Genomic DNA, 19,938 nt, shown 5'->3' on the forward strand with positions numbered 1-19,938 from the left:
ACACCCAGGAAACAGCAGATTGAAACGGCATGGTTCAGCCCGTGGCGAAGCGTCACTCTATGACACGTCTTACCGAAATGAAACGCCGGCTATAATATCCGCCGTCGGGATAATTGGTGACCACCACTCCCTGACTGCACGATGCATGGATAAACTTCAGAGTACCTTTGGCCGGATCGACATCTATAACCATGCCTACATGACCTATCGTCGACTTACTCACGCGACGACCACTGAAAAATATCAGATCGCCGACCTTAGCATCTTCAAGAGATATTTTAGTACCCTGCGTACCCTGAAGCCGCGATGCCCTGCCGAGCGAGAAACCAAACTTTCCGTAGACATGGCTTGTAAATCCGGAGCAGTCGAAAGCTTTCGGCCCTTTTGATCCCCGGCGGTAACGGCAGCCAAGATAGCGCTTGGCATATTCCACCATTTCAGCCTGCATCAGCCGGTAGAGTGTCGACTCCCCTTCTGAAGCGATCTTGCGCGACGATGTAAGAGTCGATTCGATCGGAGGGATGAGCGAGAAGACGCCAGTGCGTGGAGTCTCGACCTTAATGGGAAGCATCAGTTCGCTGACTGGAGCGGCCGGACGGCTTGCCCAGACGGGGACGGAGATGATGGTTGTCAGTAATATGATGACTGCTGTGCGGATCATAAATCTGAATGAATAATGATTGGTCTGACAGGCCTAAGCCTGCCGCTGTCAATTTCACGTTGCAAAATTACCAAATATTTATGTTAATAAATGTGATATTTTGATAAAGATAACGCATAAATTTAACAGACATACCATTCCCGGATCACAGTATCAGCCGTAACCCGTCCATATCAGACCGGCAGACCGCGCTTTAGTTTCTCCACTATAGCGTCGATACGGGCAAGCTGATCGGGTATTTTAATACCTTGCGGACAATGCGGGACACACTCACCACACCCGATACACCGTTCGGCCTGACGCAAACGCGGCACACTCCGGTCGTAGCCGACAAGAAACGCTTTTCGGGCGCGTTCATAATCAGGATCGACCGATCTCGACGGCACTTCTCCCTCGTTTACACACCGGTTGTAGTGTCTGAATATCGAAGGAATATCTATGCCATAAGGACATGGCATACAATACTTACAGTCCGTACAGCCCACGGTAGGATATGAAAGTATGATTCTGGCTGCCATGTCAAGGAAAGCAAGTTCATCGTCAGTCAAAGGCTGCAACGGAGAATATGTGCGCAGGTTGTCACGCAGATGTTCCCTGTAGGTCATGCCGCTGAGCACTGTCAGCACTCCTTCAAAGGAGCCGGCATATCTGAAGGCCCATGAGGCAACGCTGTCGGCTGGCCGGCGCTGTTTCATCCGTGCTGTCAGATTGTTGTTGACGCTCGCCAGACGGCCTCCGAGCAACGGCTCCATGATCACTGCCGGAATGCCGCGTTTACGCAATTCGCCATAAAGATATTCGGCATTCGTATTGCGTTCGTTCACCTCCTTGGCATGATTCCAGTCGATATAATTCAGCTGTATCTGCACGAAATCCCACCGATAACGGTCGTGGTTGGCAAGCAAATAGTCAAACACCTCGACATCGCCATGATATGAGAATCCAAGATTGCGTATTCGTCCGGCCTCTCGCTCAGCCATGAGGAAATCAAGCATACCGTTGTCGAGATAGCGCCCGTGGAGATTTTCCATACCACCCTGCCCGACGGCGTGCAGCAGCATATAGTCGATATAATCGGTGCGCAACTCACGGAGGGAATTGCGATACATTTCTATCGATTTCTCCCGCGGCCATGTCGAAGGATTGAAATTCGAAAGCTTGGTGGCTATAAAATATGACTGTCGGGGATGGCGACTCAGGGCTATGCCCATGGCACGCTCACTGAACCCCTTGCAATAAGCAGGCGACGTATCGAAATAATTGACGCCACCCTTCAGGGCTTCGTCGACCGACCGGTTGACCTCTTCCTGATCAATTACATCCTGCCCGTCGGCATCTTTCACTGTCGGCAGACGCATACATCCGTAACCAAGTATCGACACCCGATCGCCTGTTGACGGAGTCATACGGTAAGTCATATCACCTGGATCAACCGCGTCGGATGCAACAGAATCTGCACTTCCACGCCCATTGCATCCGACAACCGAAAGCGCAGCCCCGGCTCCCATAAACTTGAGAAAACCGCGTCGTGATATATTTTTATCGTGTTTCATCGCTCATCAATCTATTCTATGTATTTCATAACCCGACACCACTATGGCGCTGGCAGGAGAAACCGGGCAAAGATTCTCGCAAGCACCACATCCGATACAGCGCGATTCGTTGACTACCGGCATAAGGCGCGATCCGTCGGCATCGGACGGATCAACCGCCGCCATCTCGATCGCCCCGGCGGGACATTTACGGGAGCATTTGCCGCAATTGACACCTTCAGATACCGACAGACACTTCTCGTAATCGATATGGGCATATCCGATGTGTATCGCCGACTTTTCAGCCTCATCGATCTTTAATATAGCTCCCGCAGGACACACTTCGCTGCAACGCGTGCATTCAGGCCGGCAGTATCCATGCTCGTAGCCGACCTCAGGCTGAAGAAGCGACGCCAAATCCATAGAGGGACGCAACACCCCGTTGGGACAGTTGGATATACAAGCTTGGCAGGCCGTACACCGGCGTTGGAGATTGGCCACGCTTACAGCTCCGGGCGGCACGATACGCCCTTTGCGGATCGGTACGGTTTTCGGCACGATAGGCGCCAGACCACCGTCGTGCAGCTTACCCACGGCGGCATTGGCAGCAGCCGCACCGGCGATCACCGCTCCTGCCGTCAGAAACGTGCGCCTCGTTGTGTCGACCGGAGGTTGCGTCACTTCGGCAACATCACGCTTAAAATTGCGGAAGGTATAACTGATCGCTCCCTGACGGCAATTGTCAATACAATCCATGCACGCCACGCATCGCGAATAGTCCACACTATGCGACGATGCATCGATACAGGAAGCCTTGCAGTTGCGCTCGCAGCTGCGGCATCCGTTACACTTCGACGTGTCGATGACAGGTCTTAGCAGAGATAGTTTGGAGAGGCATCCAAGGATCGTACCCACCGGACATATCGTATTGCAATAACGCCGGCCTCCGAACCATGACATCAATCCTACCACAGCAAGCGTCAGGAAGGCGACTATCATGACCGGCCACATAACAGGCACGCTATCCACCCTGTAGAAAGCATACGATCCGTGACCCTCGGCCTCTGCGGCAAGCACATTGTTGACACCGTCATAGACCGGAGCTATCAACGCCGACGCGATTCGTCCATATCCGCTATACGGATCAAGCAATCCAGCCAGATAGGTAAAACCTGTAGCAATAAGCAGGGCGAACAGCACAAACACTCCCATACGCGCCACTGTGAGCGCCTTCGTGTATCTGAAACGATTTCGCCGGCTGCGCCGCGGCCCGACGTGGGAACGCATCCAGTTGATGCAATCCTGAATTATTCCGAGCGGACATATCACCGAACAATACACACGCCCCATCACCACTGTGATCAGCAGCAATACGGCAAGCGCTATGACATTCAGAGCCATCACAGCCGGAACAAACTGCATACCCGCGAGCCAGCTCCACCACCGCACAGCAAATCCGGTAAAGTCTATAAACAGAGCCGTGACACATATCAAAACTGCGACAGCTACTACAATACGTATTTTCCTAAGCATAAGTGAGTGTTCAAAATTTAAGCATAAGATGAACTTCTTACACATGCAAATGTAGTGTTTTTTCAGATGGCATACAACACAGCTCAATGTTAATAAACACTAACAGTACAAATCAATAGCGCTGATTAATTGCAATCACTCAAAAAATATGCGTATCTTGTGGAAGAATTTCATTTATCGCCCGAAGGATGATAGATTTCGAACGCATATTATTCAATATCGACATACCGGCAACCATAGATGCCGCCGCCGGGACTCTGCTCGTCGCCGAGCCGTTTCTGAAAGAGGAGTGCTTTGCCCATTCAGTCATATACATCGTAGACCATGCATCCGACAGCAGCTCAATGGGTGTCGTGCTCAACCACATCACACGACACCGTCTTTCGGATCTGATCGACGGCATTGACAGTGCGCATGACACACCGGTGTTTTGCGGCGGCCCGGTCGGCGCCAACCGATTGTTTTTCATGCACACACTCGGCGACATAATCCCGCAGTCGCAGGAAATCGGTTCGGGAATGTATATCGGCGGTGATTTCGACTGTATGCGTCAGTATATCAACGCCGGCTATCCTACCGAAGGCAAAATCAGATTTTTTATCGGCTACAGCGGTTGGAGCGCGCGCCAGCTCGAAGATGAGATCCAAAGCAATGTATGGGCTGTCAGCGGATTCAAGTCGGCCGAACGTTTGCTGAAAGGACATGGCGATTCCTATTGGCACCGTACGGTACGGTCTATGGACAGCCGGTTCAGGGGCTGGCTTTATCATCCGCAGAATCCTCACGCCAACTGATCACTGTCATTCTGACCCAAATCAAGCCCTCCACATTTACATTTTATTTTGCGGGAAAGATTACGAGTGTGTTTACTTTTAACTTGATGAAATCTTTATAGCTCTTTTCGACCAATTTTAAGCTTTTGTTCAGTCATTATGAAACCCCATAACTCCTTCACAAAAACTGAAAATTGACTCGAAAACACTCTCGAAATCCTAACATGAGTCAAAAGTAAACACACTCTAACGGCTGTTCAAAAAACGTCGTTGTAGCGTTTTCTGCGTCATCTACATTGTAATTTCGCGCAGTATTCCGACGCCCACATCACCGTCGCCACCAGCACGTCATCGGCAGGAGCAGAGCATATGAAAAATTTGCTATTGACGGAGGGATATTGTAATTTTGTACTCTCAAAAAACAACGATAATTACAGCAAATGTTACCCGACATGATCACCCTTGCACTGTTCAATCCGCAAGCTATACTCGACAGTTTTTTCACAGCCACACCCATAGCCATATATCTGATGGTAGTCGGCCTTATGGTTGTGGAAAGTTCTTTCATCCCGTTTCCGTCGGAAGTGATTGTTCCCCCCGCCGCTTATCTTGCCGCCACTTCACATGAAGTCAACATTGTGGCGGTGGTATTGCTCGCCACTCTGGGAGCATTGATAGGCGCTCTCATCAACTATGGCCTGTCGCTCTGGATCGGACGTCCTATAGTGTATCGTTTCGCCGACTCACGACTGGGTCATGCATGCCTTATAAACCGCGAAAAAGTAGAACATGCCGAACACTACTTCGACAATCACGGAGCCGTATCGACATTCGTAGGGCGTCTGATTCCGGCTGTACGCCAGCTCATAAGCATACCGGCCGGTCTTTCACGGATGAACATATTCCGTTTTATGCTCTACACATCGCTTGGTGCCGGAGTATGGAACATTATCCTCGCGGCACTCGGATGGTGGCTCGGACAGATCGTGCCGCGCGACGCCCTCTTCGAAAAGGTGGAACAATACAACGTATATCTCACATGGGTCGGTATCGGCATAGGATTGGCCTGTGTGGCCATCATAGTCTGGAACGCCTTCAAACCTCAAAAAAATTCTTGAAAATGATAGAAATAGCGCCGTCAATGCTTTCAGCCGATTTCGGCAATCTCGACCGCGACGTAGAGATGGTCAACCGCTCGGAGGCATCATGGATGCACCTTGACGTCATGGACGGAGTCTTCGTGCCCAATATTTCCTACGGCTTCCCGGTAATAAAGGCCATTGGCCGCAATGCGCGGAAACCGCTCGACGCCCATCTGATGATCGTAAACCCGCAGAATTACGTAAATCAGGTACGCGACTGCGGAGTGGATCTCATGACAGTCCATCAGGAAGCCTGTCCACATCTTCACCGCGTAGTGCAGCAGATAAAGGATGCCGGGATGAAAGCCGGGGTAGCTTTGAATCCCGCTACACCGACAATGATGCTTGACGACATATTGCCTGAGCTTGATCTGGTGCTCATAATGAGCGTAAACCCCGGATTCGGAGGGCAGAAATTCATCGACCTTGCCCTTCCCAAAGTAAGGAGAATGCGCGGTCTCATCGACTCACTGGGACTTGCCACACGCATAGAAGTGGATGGCGGCGTCAATATGCAGACAGGAAAACTTCTTGCCGATGCCGGCGCCGACATACTTGTAGCAGGCAGCTTTGTATTCGGCGCCGATGATCCCGAAGCCACGATAGCCTCCTTAAGGCAATTATAATACACAACACGATCAACACACACGTCTTCAATGGAATCATTTGAAATTTCAGCCGACAGCTACGATCCTTCATCACTCACCTCTGGAGGCTACGGCCAACGCACACCGGAACCGTCTGCACAGCGCAACAACGCGACACAGTCCGAAACCAAAATACGCCAGAATCCTGCCGCCGCACGACAGGCCAGACCATCGGCCACACCGGCCGCACCGACAAAGAAGCCGACGGCCGACAATGTGTCGACCCGCCGTCGCTGGAAGCTTTTTGCCGGCATAACGCTCATAGTGTTTGCAGCATATATGCTCATCGTATGCGTTTCCTACTTTTCAGCCGGAGCCGACGACCAGAGCATCGTGCAGGGGCGTCAGTTCGCCCGCATATCATCCACACCCGAAGCGGTCAGCAATACCGGCGGTCCTCTCGGAGCATTTCTTGCCGACATATTGCTATCGCAGTGGCTCGGCATAGGATCGTTCATATTGATATTTTATGTCGGGGCTCTCGGAATATCGCTTGTCGGACTCCGACGCATGAAATTCTGGGATCTTACCTATAAATGTCTGCTGACATCCATCACCCTGTCGATACTTACCGGTTTCGTCACATACACCATGACGTCGCACAACTTCTGGGGTGGCAATCACGGTCATCTGGTCAATGAGTTTCTTATCACCAATACCGGATGGTGGGGAGCGATAGGAGTCAATATGCTTCTTGTCGCAGCAGTGGCCTTGGTATTCCTGCGCGAACTGCAGACAGCCTACGAAGCCTATCGCAACAGAGTGAAAAAACATCGCGAGCGTATAGCACGCGAACGAGCTGCCGCTGAAGCACGCCGGCGACAGATGGAAGCGATGATGACCGATGACGAGGTGGCTACAGCCGACAACAATACATCGGACAAATCTTCGTCAGACAACAAAACCGAATCTGCGACACCCGCAGACCGGGCAGCAGAAACAATGACTGAACATCAGCCGGCGCAGCATCATCACGAAGTGCCGACGTATACACCTGATACTGAAAAACGCTACGAACAGGCCGAACTGACCGATATCGACACAATAGCCGACGACAACACCACCATGGCGACAGACGCTGCATCAGCGTCGGCCACAGCGGCTGCGAATTGGCATGAGACAGTCAATACCACACCCGTCGCCGACCCATCGCCTGTCGCCTGCCCGGCAGAAACAATGCCTGCCGCCTCAATGACGTCAGCGCCTGTATCGTCGGAAACAGCTGATCATTACACTAATGACAATGACAACAAAGCCGTCGCGCCTGTAACGGCATCTGCCGCTCCGGCTTCCGAGGATCACAATATCACACCGCCGACCGCTCCGGCTGCCATACAGCCTGACGAACTGCCACAGCCAGACGTAGATCTGGCTGAAATTCCAGACGTCACTGAAGCCGAAGATGAAACAGCCTCGGCTGTCAATCTTGTCGTCAACACACCTCAGGCCGTCGCAGAAGCGCGCCACATTTCAAACGAACCGTACGATCCCACCGCCGAACTGTCACACTTCCGCTTCCCCTCAATAGACCTGCTGGAAAAACGTGCGCAGCGCACTGACCATGTGGATCTGGAGGAACAGGAAGAGAACAAGGAACGACTCACACAGACACTAAATACCTTTGGCGTTAAAATCTCACAGATCGAGGCGACCGTCGGACCGACGATCACCCGATATGAAATTATTCCCGAAGCGGGCACCCGAACACGTTCGGTAAAGACCCTCGGCGAGGATCTGCAGCTCAGTCTGGCCGCACTTGGAATCAGAATCATCGCTCCGGTTCCGGGCAAAGGCACCATAGGAATCGAGGTGCCTAACAAAGACCCGCAGATAGTCAGCATACGCAGTATTCTGTCGTCGGAGGCCTTCCAGTCGTCAAAAGCAGAGCTTCCGATCGCTATGGGCAGCACTATCACCAACGACGTGTATGTGACCGATCTGGCCAAGTTGCCGCATCTGCTCGTGGCCGGCGCCACCGGCATGGGCAAATCCGTAGGACTGAACACGATAATAGCTTCATTGCTCTACAAGAAGCATCCGGCCGAACTGAAATTCGTGCTCATCGACCCCAAACGCGTTGAACTGAGCCTTTATCGTAAGCTCGAGCGCCATTACCTTGCGGCACTTCCCGGAGAAGATGCGATCATCACCGACACATCGAAAGTTGTCACAGTGCTCAACTCATTGTGTATAGAGATGGGTAAGCGTCTTGATCTTCTTGAGAAGGCCGGAGTGCGCAACATCAAGGAGTATAACGAAAAATTCATCGCACGACGCCTTAATCCAAACGAGCACAAATTCATGCCTTATATAGTGCTCATCATCGACGAATTTGCCGACATCATCCTCACAGCAGGCAAAGAGGTGGAAAATCCGGTGTCGCGTCTGGCCGCCGTGGCCAGAGCCGCAGGCATACATCTTATCATCGCCACGCAGCGTCCGTCGGTGACAGTCATCACCGGTGCGATCAAGACCAACATCCCAGGACGAATAGCTTTCCGCGTGAATCAGGGTGTGGACTCCCGCACCATCCTTGATCAGGTCGGGGCAAACCAGCTTATAGGCAAGGGGGACATGCTGTTCTCATGCAACGGCGTCATCGACCGCGTGCAGTGTGCGTTTATCGATACTGACGAGGTAAAAGCCATCTGCGACTCCATTTCCGACCAGATAGGTTATTGCGAGCCCTACCAGTTGCCGGAATTCGTACCTCCGACCGCAGAAGGCCCGGCACGCACCGGCGCACAGCTTGGCGAACGCGATCCGATGTTCAAGGAAGCCGGCATGATGGTGGTGGAAACACAGTCGGGCTCCACAACCAATCTGCAGCGCAAGCTTGCCATAGGCTTCGGACGCGCCGGCCGCATCATGGATCAGCTTGAAGCAGCCGGAGTCGTTGGCCCTGCGCAGGGAGGAAAACCTCGTCCGGTGCTGATGGATATAATGGCTTTTGAGAACTATCTTCAGCTCAATGCCATCAACTAACAGCCGACCGAAAACGTTTATACATATCATGCACAAAGTATTATTATCCCTGATAGCCGCTCTGCTGAGCATCACCACAGTCAATGCCGCCAATCCACAGGCCGACGGGCTGTTGCGTCAGGCAGCCGACAAACTGCGGAATGCCAAATCGGTAAGCGCCACATGCGCCATAAATTCCGACGGACATTCCACACAGGCACGGATCATCATGTCCGGCCGACGGTTCAGAATCGAATCACCCGGATATGCCACATGGTTTGACGGACGCACACAATGGACCTATTCGGCATCGACCGGAGAGGTGACCGTGACCGAACCGACTGCAGGCGAACTTGCCGAAAGCAATCCGCTATCAGTCATAGAGGCTTTCACATCGGCCTACAACTCAAGCATCACATCGGCGGCAGGCGATACACGCCGCATAAGCATGAAAGCGCGCCGATCCGATGCCGAGATCATATCGGCCGAAGTCACACTCAACGCCAGAACCACGCTACCGGTCAGCATAGATCTGACATACGCCTCGGGACAGAAAGTGGCCGTCAGCATAGAGGCAATTTCAACCGGCGGAGCACTCCCCTCCTCCACTTTCACATTTGACAAGGCGCATTATCCCGGCGCCACAATCAACGATCTCAGATAAATCACAACATAAGCCACAACAATAGACATGAACCAGATTCACACCAAATGCCTTATAATCGGCTCCGGACCGGCCGGATTCACAGCCGCCATATACACCTCGAGAGCCAATATGAAGCCGCTGGTATATGCTGGCCACCAGCCCGGCGGACAACTTACGATCACCACAGAGGTAGAGAATTTCCCCGGCTACCATGAAGGAGTGACCGGCACGCAGCTTATGGCCGATCTGGAGAAACAGGCGGCCCGTTTCGGCGCCGATATACGCCAGGGTATCATTACAAGTGTAGATTTCAGCCAGCATCCGCTGCGTGCCATAGCCGACGACAACACGGAGATCACGGCTGACACCGTGATCATTTCCACCGGAGCCACGGCCCGTTATCTCGGTCTTCCCGACGAGGAACGCTACAAGGGAATGGGCGTTTCAGCCTGCGCCACATGCGATGGTTTCTTCTATCGCCGCAAACGTGTGGCTGTAGTGGGAGGCGGCGATACTGCCTGCGAAGAGGCTCTGTATCTGTCAAACATCGCTTCGGAAGTATTCCTTATCGTACGCAAGGATTACCTCAGGGCCTCAAAAGTGATGCAGCGCCGAGTAGAGGAGAAAGCCAATATAACCGTGCTTTTCAATACCAATACTATCGGCCTTTACGGCGACGACTATCTGGAGGGCGCGCAGCTCGTCGAATTTGCCTCTACCGACAAGGAACGCGTCTACAATCTGCCTGTCGACGGTTTCTTCCTCGCTATCGGGCACAAACCCGCCACCGACATATTCCGCCCGTGGATAGAGCTTGACGAGGCCGGATATATCAAGACCGAAGGTCAGTCGACCCGGACAAATGTGGCAGGAGTGTTTGCCGCAGGCGACGTAGCCGACCCGAATTACCGTCAGGCCATAACGGCGGCCGGAAGCGGATGCAAAGCGGCTCTCGACGCCGAACGATATCTGACGGAACAGGGGGGCTGATCAGCCCTGTCAGATCTTGCCGTTGTCGGCATAAGAGAAATATTCGTTGCCGGCCACAATAAGATGGTCGAGCACACGGATGTCGAACAGTGCGGACGCATCCTTGATACGCGACGTCAGGGCATCGTCCTGAACGCTCGGCATACGATTGCCCGACGGATGATTGTGTACAAGTATGATACCTGCCGCCAAACGGTCGACAGCGGTCTTTACGACGATTTTCACGTCAACTACTGTGGCCGCAGTGCCTCCACGGCTCACAAGCTCGGCCGAGAGTATACGGTTGGCGCGACTGAGCACCATCACCCAAAACTCCTCATGGTCGAGATTCTCAAGCCGGCCACGGATATAATTGAACGCATCATCGGAAGAGCGCACCGTCACATCGCGGCTGCGCTCTTCGTCGCGACAGCGCGATCCGAGCTCAAACGCAGCAGCCAGCGCTATAGCCTTGGCCGGACCAATACCACGGAACGAACGAGCCACCGCCTGTATGGGCATACGCGCCAGACTGACAAGCTTGTTGTCGCAAGCCGACAGTATCTCGCGGCTCATCTCCACCACCGATTTCCCCGGCAACCCTCCTCCGAAAATTATGGCGAGCAATTCGGCATTGCTGAGAGAGCGTATGCCATGAGCCAGCGCTTTCTCGCGCGGGCGGTCATCATCGCTAAGATCGGCGATACGACGCGACGACCCTGAAGGAGGATTTTCGCTGTAGCCTGTCATCGTCCTTTACGCAGTCTTATCTCCTCGTCGACATTGCGTCCACGGCGGAGGAATATCTTGGTGAACCATGCACGGATGAATCCGCATCCGTATCCTCCTATCTGTATGACGCTCGCTGGCACAGCAAGCAGAGCCACCTTGATGCTGCGCGACTGCCACAAAGCCGCCGACAATACAGCCAGCAGATAGACGCCTATCGGCAACAGCCACCAGGGACTCACTGCCGCAGCAAGCACGCAGCACACCACACCGGCTACTACAGCCAAGGCAGGAAGAGTATGCACCGCCTTGAGCGACGAAGGATAAAGGAGCTTGAGCGTGATTCTCGACATACCGAACACGTAGACCTGACGGAGAAATTTACCGAACGACACACGGCGCTTATGGAAAACCGATGCCTGACGGACGAGTCCTATGCGGAAACCGGCCTGCCTGATGCGCATGCTCATATCGATATCTTCCGAGAACATCTCCCTGAATCCACCGACTCTGTCGTAGACCTCACGGGTATATCCCATATTGAAAGAGCGTGGAGTAAATTTCTCCAGACTCACTTTCCCTCCACGGATACCTCCGGTGGTGAGAAAAGATGTCATCGCGAAATTAATGGCCTTCTGTGTGTCGCTGAACGAATCGTCGGCAGCGTCGGGACCGCCGAAACAATCAAGCGGCATATCTTTCAGAGCTTCAGCCAGAGTAGCAAAATATCCAGGCGGTATCACACAGTCGCTGTCGAAGAATATCAGCCATGACCCTTTTGAACGCTCTATGCCATAGTTGCGTGCTATGGAGCGTCCCTCGTTTGACTTCTGATAATAGCTTATCGAGGGGAGTTCCGGCGCATAGCGTTCGACTGCCGCCGCTGAGGGCACAGTGGATCCGTCCTCTACCAGAATCACCTCGAAATCGCGACAAGTCTGCTCCGACAGACTCCTCAACAGGTCAGCCACCTCATCGGGTCGGTTATATACCGGCACTATTACGGAATAAACAGGATTATGGTTCATCGTGCTGTCAGCTCATGCGTGATTTATAATCGTCAAACGTGAATTTACGCAGGTATTCAATGCTGCCGTCGGCTCTGCACAAAGCTATATCGGGATGCTGGAGGCCATTGAACATTGTGGTCTTGACGGTAGTATAATGGTTCATATCCTCGAAGGTCAGACGCTGGCCGGGGAGCAATGGCCCGGCAAATGTCCAGTCGGCCATAAAATCGCCGCTCAGGCATGAATTGCCACCTATACGGTATTGAGGCAATCCGGGCGCCGACTCCACGCTCTCGCTGATTGTCGGCTTGTAGGGCATCTCCAGACAATCAGGCATGTGACAGGCAAACGAGGCGTCGATAATGGCCGTCCTGATCCCCTGGTTCTCCACTACATCGACCACCGATGTGATCAGATCGCCGGTGCGCCATGTGAATGCGCTGCCAGGCTCCAGAATGACCTCAAGCCATGGATAGCGCGAACGGAAATCACGCAGCAGCCTCACAAGATGGTCCGTGTCGTAGCCTTCACGCGTCATCAGATGTCCGCCTCCCATATTGACCCATTTCACCTGCGTCAGCAGATGTCCGAACTGACTTTCAAATGCCTCAAGTACTCGTTGCAGATCAAAAGATGTCGATTCACACAGGGCATGGAAGTGAAGTCCCTCCACTCCAGATGGCAGTCTCCTGCCTATCACGTCGGCCACCACTCCGAACCGTGATCCGGGCAAAGCCGGATTGTAGATGTCGGTATCAATAACCGAACACTGCGGATTGACTCTCAATCCTGGCGACACTCCGGCGGCCAGTGCCATATTGCCGAACCGCTCGAACTGATGGAGAGAGTTGAACGTGATATGGGATGCTCCGTGAAGAAAACGGCCGATTGTCTGATCGGTATATGCCGGACAATAAACATGAGCCTGCCCTCCCAGCGTGGTATTGCCGAGCTGAAGCTCGTTGAGCGACGACGCCGTGAAATCACTGACGTATTCCCTTATGATCGGAAATGTGCGCCACAAGGCATTGGCCTTGAAAGCCATAATGATCCTTGCGCCCGAGTCGCGGCTGACGCGGCTTATAAGCTCCAGATTGCGCCGCAGACGATCTTCATATACAAGGTAAACCGGCGTGGGGATGTTTTGAGGTGTGATCATACAGAGTCAGTCAATGATTATGAATTTTGCAAATTTCAGCAACAACAGTTTTTCGCCCGAATTATCAAACACCACCTTAATACGATGGTCGGGCTGCGAGGTGTCGACCTCAACAATGGTGCCGCGTCCGAAGCGATTGTGCTCTATCACCATTCCGGCCTTCAGCCGTGATCCGTCAGCGCCCGGCATGGTTGCAAACGAAGTTTCGCCCTTTGCTGCAGAGGCTGATACAGGTACCGGATTGCGATGAACAGATGATGCCGTCGGCTGTGAGACCTGAGCCTGACGCGCCGGATAACGTACCTGACGGGCTGCAGCCATATAATCGGAGTAGGACGGACGCCTCGAACGCGGTGCGCCTATTGTCGCTCCGGCTTTCATGTCGAGATAACACGGGTCGATATCGTGGAGGAAACGCGACGGCGAGCACATGGCCGGCTGCCCGTTTCGGTAGCGGTTGGATGCGAACGACATCATGCAGAAACTACGCGCGCGGGTGATAGCTACATACAGCAGTCGGCGTTCCTCCTCAATCTCGCTCTGCGAACCTTGAGCCATCGACGACGGAAAAAGATCCTCCTCCACACCGACGATAAACACATTGTTGAATTCCAACCCTTTTGCGGCATGAACGGTCATAAGAGTCACCCGTTCCTCGGTAGCATCATCCGAGTCCTGATCAGTGGCAAGAGATATCTGTCCGAGGAATGCTGCCAGACCAAGATCGGCCTCGCCCTCCTCACGTCGCATTTCGGTAAATTCCTTTACTCCCGCGAGAAGTTCATTAAGATTTTCCTGTTTTGAGATACTCTCCGGAGTGCGGTCGGTGATAAGCATTGAAAGCAGACCTGTGGCGCGTATGATCTCCGATGCGACGGCCAAAGCATCGTCGCCCGAGGCCACCTGAGCAGCAAACCGGTCGACCATGGATGCGAACGCCGCAAGTTTACGGCGCGTGCCAGAATGCACTTCCAGCCCGAATCCGTCGGGATCATGCAATACAGCCATCATGCTCACCCCGCAATCCATGGCCGTGCGTGCAACCTTGTTGACGGTGGTTTCGCCGATGCCCCGCGCAGGGAAGTTTATCACACGACGCAGCGCCTCGTCATCGTCAGGATTGACCGCAAGCCGGAAATAAGCCACCGCATCTTTTACCTCCTTGCGCTGATAAAACGAAAGACCTCCGTAGATGCGGTAAGGGATATTGCGTTTACGCAACGACTCCTCCAGTATGCGGCTCTGTGCGTTCGTGCGGTAGAGTATCGCAAACTCATCGTATGAATCATGCGTCAGCATTCTCACCTGCGATATGCGGTTGGCCACGATGGCGCTCTCATCGAGATCGCTATAGCTCGACACCACCTCTATGCGGTCGCCCGGCTTGTTTTCGGAGTACACTTCCTTGCGTATCTGCTCGGTGTTTTTCTCGATCAGTGAATTGGCAGCATTGATTATATTCTGTGTGGAGCGATAGTTGCGTTCGAGCTTGAACAGCTTCATGCCCGGATAGGTGTCGCGCATGGAAAGGATGTTGCGGATATTAGCTCCCCGGAAGGAATAGATGCTCTGCGCGTCATCGCCCACGACGCAAAGCTGATGATGCTCTTCGCAGATTCTGGCCACTATCAGATGCTGTGCGAAGTTGGTGTCCTGATACTCGTCGACGAGCACGTAGCGGAAAAACTCCTGATAATGACGCAGCACGTCGGGATTGTCGCGCAGCAACACATTGGTGTAATACAGCAGGTCATCGAAATCCATGGCTCCGGCCGTAAAGCACCGGTCGCGGTATATCCTGTAGATTTCATGAATACGCGGACGGCGCGCATCGGCATCAGCCCGCATAATCTCACGGTCGGCTGCATATTTCTCCGGGGAGATAAGAGCGTTTTTAGCCGTGGAGATCGCCGATATGACCGACGATGGTTTGTATATCTTTTCGTCAAGCGCCAGGTCCTTGACGATAGTCTTTACAAGCGATTTTGAGTCGGCCGAATCATATATTGTGAAACTGCTCTTGAATCCGATCCGGTCGGCATTGGCGCGCAATATACGCGCGAAAATCGAGTGGAATGTTCCCATCCACAGCCTCGACGCCACTTCTGTCCCTACCAGTGCCTCGATACGCTCGCGCATTTCACGCGCTGCCTTGTTGGTAAATGTAAGCGCCAGTATGCGCCATGGTTCGTACCCGCATCTTAGAAGATGTACGATCTTGTAGGTCAGCACGCGTGTCTTTCCCGATCCCGCACCTGCAATCACAAGGCTCGGACCGTCGACATACTCCACGGCGGCACGTTGCTGACCGTTGAGTTGCTGAAGATAATCTTCCGTCACCAATTTCTACGTATTGAGTGTGTTAAGCATAAGAGGGGAGATCAGTTGCCGATCCACCGCGATCCGTCGGTCTTTATCCCCACACGGTATTTTCTCATCGCATATCCCTTTTCGGCGGCCTTGCCCGAAAGCGGAGCTCCCTGACGGAATACGTCGTATGTGCTGCCGCACACAGCGCATCGCGCCACAGCCTGATCGGGATCAATCGAAATGCGCACGTCGCGCTTCACCTCCACCGGACAGGAAAGGTCGTAGGCCTGAGGGTCTCCAACAAAATCACCTACAAGCACCACTCCGGCAAATCCTGTCTGCGAGGCATCGGAATAAGGAAATCCGGAGGGAATCAGCTGCGGCTTGATAAATTCCCGCCACTGCAATGCCCCACCGACCCCATAGACATCCCATTCGCCCTGACCGGCGAAGTCAATTCTGACGGGAGCCGGAGGAATTCGGTCGTCGTCAACCGAATCGCATGACGTTGACCAGATCACGGCCAGTAAGAGACCTACGGCAAATATTTGTCGGCTTTTCAAGCGAAAAATGTTTGTAATAGTTCGCCAAACTTGTCGGACGCCTCCTGCAGTTTACCTCCTATGAGCGGCCGTAGCATCGCCGGAATCTCCACATCGATAATGCTTGTGGCGGTTGTGGAAGAATCACCATCTGGCTCAAGCGCAACGATAAGTTTCAGCGGCACGGGCGACTGGGCGGCTTCAAGGGTGACTTTAGACGGTGCGACACGCTCTTTGACAACAAACTTGAGTTGTCCCACCGGAGCGGCGTGTATAGATATCGAATCATCGGTAAACTCCACGTCGCCTATCTTCTGGCGCGCCTCATCGGGCAGGGCGTCGATATGTTTCTGATAGGCCGCGATATCGGCGATGCGTGCATACACATCCTCTATCGGACGGCCAATGCTGACAGGTTTGCTTTTATAAGTAGCCATGTTTGATCACTAATTGTAGCTTTATTCATTACAAAGCCGTTTGGCTTTGCGAGCCAAACGGCATGATATCTTCATGAGGTGGAAGCGGGTTCAACGCACGGGCGCCCAGTTGGCCGGATCCTTACGCCATTCCTTGAGCGTATCGAGATCCTCCTCGCGGATATACTGTGTATCGAGGGCTGCCTCCAGCATCGCGTTGTAGTTGCTCAGAGTGAGCAATTCCACTCCGGCATCCTTGAAACGTTTGATAGCAAGCGGGAAACCATACGTAAAGATGGCCGCCATTCCTACGACCTCGCAACCGGCCTGACGGATAGCCTCCACCGCCTTCAGGCTGCTGCCGCCTGTAGAGATAAGATCCTCTATCACCACTACACGCTGACCGGGAGTGAGGTTGCCTTCTATCAGATTTTCCAGGCCGTGATCCTTGGGCGACGAGCGCACATAAACATATGGCAGTCCGAGAGCGTCGGCCACGAGAGCGCCCATAGCTATTGCGCCGGTAGCAACTCCGGCTATTGCATCGGGTTTCTCGAAATTCTCGAGTATAAGCCGGCACATCTCTATTTTGATGAAGCTGCGCACTTCGGGATATGAGAGAGTCTTGCGATTGTCAGTGTAGATGGGTGAGTTCCATCCTGAAGCCCATGTGAATGGAATTTCGGGCTGCAGTTTTATGGCGCTGATTTTAAGGAGCTTTTCAGCTAAAAGACTTTCAAGCGATTTCATTGTTTTATTATATTTATGTTTTTTTGGAACTTTTCCGCACACAAAGTTACGAAAACACTCTCAACAATGCAACTTTTTTATAGTTTTGCATTAATCAAAAAAAATGTCACATCCACAACACACACCGACATGAAACATTTAATCCGCATCATCGCCATAACGGTTCTTGCAGCGTTGTTATCCACGTCGACGGCTGAGGCACAGCGTCACAACGGAACCGACAAAAGAGAGAAAACCGAGCACAGCCGACAACGCGACAGACATCGGAGCGACAAGACGACACGCCCCGGGCGCAACAGCCGCCCCACAAAAGAGGGACAGGGATCATCATACCGCCGCCCGGGCAACACCTCACATAAGCCGGCTGCGGGACAACGCCCAGACAATGACAAACGCCCCGGCAACACTCCCTCGCATCAGCGTCCGGGCAATCGTCCCGGAAATGACAAATATCATCCGGCTCCAAATAATGGGCACCGTCCGGGAAACAACCGTCCGGGAAACGGATTACGTCCGGGTAACCCGCATCGCCCTGCACCGGGTCACAACCATCGCCCTGCACCGGGGGTCGGCCATAGACCCTCACATGGCCCCGCACACCGGCCTCCGACACTGCGTCCTCCCCACAGACCGTACAGGCCTATGATGCGTCCATACCGGCGGCCGACGCCTCCGCCCCACTGGCATCCGGCCGGACGATACCCTGCCATACGTACGGTGCTCGGCATTACATTCGGAACATCATTTGCCCTCAGCCTCGACCATCTGTATGGAAACGGATACACAGTCGACGGATACGGCAATGACATGGTATATCTCAGAAACGTCACACAGCTCAACTATCTGTGGCCTGACGCTACACTTTTCTACGGACCGGGTGGTCTGACAGGATCAGAATTTTTCTACAGCACCTCGGTATATGACCCGTCGCGATACAACTATGTTTATCGCGATCTTGTGCGCGCCTACGGCCCGCCTGCCACAATGACCTACCCCAACGGAGGGTATATGGCCACGTGGTTTATCAACGGCAACGGCTACATACGGCTTCAATTCGGCAGAGGCGAATCATACGGCGGATCATCGAGATTCTACACATCCCTGTCGTTCGGAAACTGACAGCCGCAACGTATACTATATCTCTGACCACACCGCTCCGGCGAGAGTCACTCCTTGACAAAGCGGACGCTCGCCCATCCGTCGTGCGAGGTCACATCGGCCAACTTCAGCCCGCATCGTGAAGCCGCTTCCTCCACGACCGGAACATCGGCCTCGTAGAATCCGCTGAACACAAACTGACCGCCGCTCTTGACCACCGCGGCGTATGCCGGCATATCGGCCGTGATTATATTGCGGTTGATATTGGCCAGCAATATGTCGGCGTCAACGACATCGCTTATGGACGTCACGTCGCCAAGACGCACATCAATATCGCCGCAGCCGTTAAGGAGCACATTCTCGCGGGTGTTTTCGCAAGCCATCGGATCTATCTCCACCGCCACAACATATCCTGCTCCACGCATACGCGAGAGTATGGCAAGAATACCTGTGCCGGTGCCCATATCCACCACCTTAAGGCCGTCGACCGGCATCGTGAGGAGCCGAGTGACGATCAGTGAAGTCGTGGCATGATGTCCGGTCCCGAAGGCCATCTTTGGATCTATGGCAATATCATAGCGACAGGTCGGATAATCGGTATGAAACGAACTATGCACCACACACTCGTCGCCGATTACGATAGGTTTGAAATAATTCTTTTCCCACTCATGATTCCAGTCGCGCCCTTCGATGGTCAATGCCTCGCGCAACTGCAGACGACACGGATAAGGCCACCGCGACAATATGCCATCAAGCGCAACACGGTCATAAGATTCGTTTCTAACGTATGCGGTCAGTCCTTCGCTGTCGGTGACAAAACTTTCATAGCCGACCTCTGCCAATTCTGCGGCAAGAATGTCGGAAAAATCTTCTGAAAACGGAGTGATCTCCACTTTCACTTCAACATAATCATTCATGAATAACTCTCAAAAACCAGTTTATATTATCTAATTCGTCAGTAACCCGTGGCTCGCTGCGGCGGACGTTTTTGGGGACTTCATCCGGCATTTTCCACTTTAATGTTCAGACATGTCTTATCTTCTTCAAGCAAAAACAA

At 53.1% G+C, this 19,938-nt stretch carries 18 protein-coding genes; 7 read left to right on the forward strand and 11 right to left on the reverse strand.

All coding sequences use genetic code 11. From position 1 onward, the window contains the following. Positions 1-52: 52 nt before the first annotated feature. The 3 genes from NF347_RS05835 to NF347_RS05845 form a co-directional block, all read right to left on the reverse strand. Positions 53-661 (reverse strand): C40 family peptidase, encoded by a 609-nt coding sequence (locus tag NF347_RS05835; protein WP_107681716.1) that lies wholly within the window; start codon positions 659-661, stop codon positions 53-55. Between the two features lie 173 nt (positions 662-834). After that, a complete protein-coding gene (locus NF347_RS05840) occupies positions 835-2,214 on the reverse strand; it encodes an aldo/keto reductase (protein WP_107034809.1) in 1,380 nt (459 codons plus the stop codon). 6 nt (positions 2,215-2,220) lie between these two features. Beyond that, a complete protein-coding gene (locus NF347_RS05845) occupies positions 2,221-3,726 on the reverse strand; it encodes a 4Fe-4S binding protein (RefSeq protein ID WP_306254333.1) in 1,506 nt (501 codons plus the stop codon). A 188-nt stretch (positions 3,727-3,914) separates the two neighbouring features. On the opposite strand from NF347_RS05845, the gene NF347_RS05850 reads away from it, so the two are divergent. From NF347_RS05850 to trxB, 6 genes are all read left to right on the forward strand, one after another. After that, entirely contained in the window at positions 3,915-4,520 is a 606-nt protein-coding gene (locus NF347_RS05850; protein WP_107681714.1) for a YqgE/AlgH family protein, read from the forward strand. Between the two features lie 509 nt (positions 4,521-5,029). Continuing rightward, entirely contained in the window at positions 5,030-5,617 is a 588-nt protein-coding gene (locus NF347_RS05855) for a DedA family protein (protein WP_107681945.1), read from the forward strand. After that, complete coding sequence (gene rpe, locus NF347_RS05860; protein ID WP_107681944.1) at positions 5,614-6,267, forward strand: ribulose-phosphate 3-epimerase; 654 nt, start codon at positions 5,614-5,616, stop codon at positions 6,265-6,267. The genes NF347_RS05855 and rpe overlap by 4 nt, the downstream gene beginning before the upstream one ends. A 30-nt stretch (positions 6,268-6,297) precedes the next feature. Further along, positions 6,298-9,273 carry an FtsK/SpoIIIE family DNA translocase gene (locus NF347_RS05865; protein WP_306254334.1) on the forward strand — a complete coding sequence of 992 codons (2,976 nt, stop codon included), beginning with the start codon at positions 6,298-6,300 and terminating at the stop codon, positions 9,271-9,273. Positions 9,274-9,301: 28 nt separating this feature from the next. Continuing rightward, a complete protein-coding gene (locus tag NF347_RS05870) occupies positions 9,302-9,916 on the forward strand; it encodes a LolA family protein (RefSeq protein ID WP_161553798.1) in 615 nt (204 codons plus the stop codon). Between the two features lie 27 nt (positions 9,917-9,943). After that, the gene (gene trxB, locus NF347_RS05875) at positions 9,944-10,888 is read left to right on the forward strand and encodes a thioredoxin-disulfide reductase (protein WP_107034815.1); all 945 of its coding nucleotides are present in this window, start codon (positions 9,944-9,946) and stop codon (positions 10,886-10,888) included. Positions 10,889-10,897: 9 nt separating this feature from the next. Here trxB and radC read toward each other — a convergent pair whose 3' ends face one another. The 7 genes from radC to pyrE form a co-directional block, all read right to left on the reverse strand. Then, complete coding sequence (gene radC / locus NF347_RS05880; RefSeq protein ID WP_107034816.1) at positions 10,898-11,617, reverse strand: RadC family protein; 720 nt, start codon at positions 11,615-11,617, stop codon at positions 10,898-10,900. Continuing rightward, the gene (locus tag NF347_RS05885) at positions 11,614-12,624 is read right to left on the reverse strand and encodes a glycosyltransferase (protein ID WP_107034817.1); all 1,011 of its coding nucleotides are present in this window, start codon (positions 12,622-12,624) and stop codon (positions 11,614-11,616) included. The genes radC and NF347_RS05885 overlap by 4 nt, the downstream gene beginning before the upstream one ends. A 7-nt stretch (positions 12,625-12,631) precedes the next feature. Then, positions 12,632-13,765: a carboxynorspermidine decarboxylase gene (nspC, locus tag NF347_RS05890; RefSeq protein ID WP_107034818.1), complete on the reverse strand. Its 1,134-nt coding sequence runs from the start codon at positions 13,763-13,765 to the stop codon at positions 12,632-12,634. Between the two features lie 6 nt (positions 13,766-13,771). Beyond that, positions 13,772-16,105 (reverse strand): ATP-dependent helicase, encoded by a 2,334-nt coding sequence (locus NF347_RS05895; protein WP_370691565.1) that lies wholly within the window; start codon positions 16,103-16,105, stop codon positions 13,772-13,774. Positions 16,106-16,146: 41 nt separating this feature from the next. Next, the gene (locus tag NF347_RS05900; protein ID WP_107034820.1) at positions 16,147-16,638 is read right to left on the reverse strand and encodes a hypothetical protein; all 492 of its coding nucleotides are present in this window, start codon (positions 16,636-16,638) and stop codon (positions 16,147-16,149) included. Beyond that, on the reverse strand, positions 16,635-17,054 hold the full coding sequence (locus tag NF347_RS05905) for an SRPBCC family protein (RefSeq protein ID WP_107034821.1): 420 nt from the start codon (positions 17,052-17,054) through the stop codon (positions 16,635-16,637). Before NF347_RS05905 ends, NF347_RS05900 begins: the two co-directional genes overlap by 4 nt. A gap of 90 nt (positions 17,055-17,144) precedes the next feature. Beyond that, complete coding sequence (pyrE, locus tag NF347_RS05910) at positions 17,145-17,783, reverse strand: orotate phosphoribosyltransferase (RefSeq protein WP_107034822.1); 639 nt, start codon at positions 17,781-17,783, stop codon at positions 17,145-17,147. A gap of 129 nt (positions 17,784-17,912) precedes the next feature. Between pyrE and NF347_RS05915 the strand changes: the two genes are divergently transcribed. Next, positions 17,913-18,902 (forward strand): hypothetical protein, encoded by a 990-nt coding sequence (locus NF347_RS05915; protein WP_133165458.1) that lies wholly within the window; start codon positions 17,913-17,915, stop codon positions 18,900-18,902. 47 nt (positions 18,903-18,949) lie between these two features. Here the strand turns inward: NF347_RS05915 and prmA are convergent, their stop codons facing one another. Further along, complete coding sequence (prmA, locus tag NF347_RS05920; protein ID WP_107034824.1) at positions 18,950-19,798, reverse strand: 50S ribosomal protein L11 methyltransferase; 849 nt, start codon at positions 19,796-19,798, stop codon at positions 18,950-18,952. Between the last annotated feature and the right edge of the window lie 140 nt (positions 19,799-19,938).

The organism is Paramuribaculum intestinale (genome assembly GCF_030759015.1).
GTDB classification, from domain to species: domain Bacteria; phylum Bacteroidota; class Bacteroidia; order Bacteroidales; family Muribaculaceae; genus Paramuribaculum; species Paramuribaculum intestinale.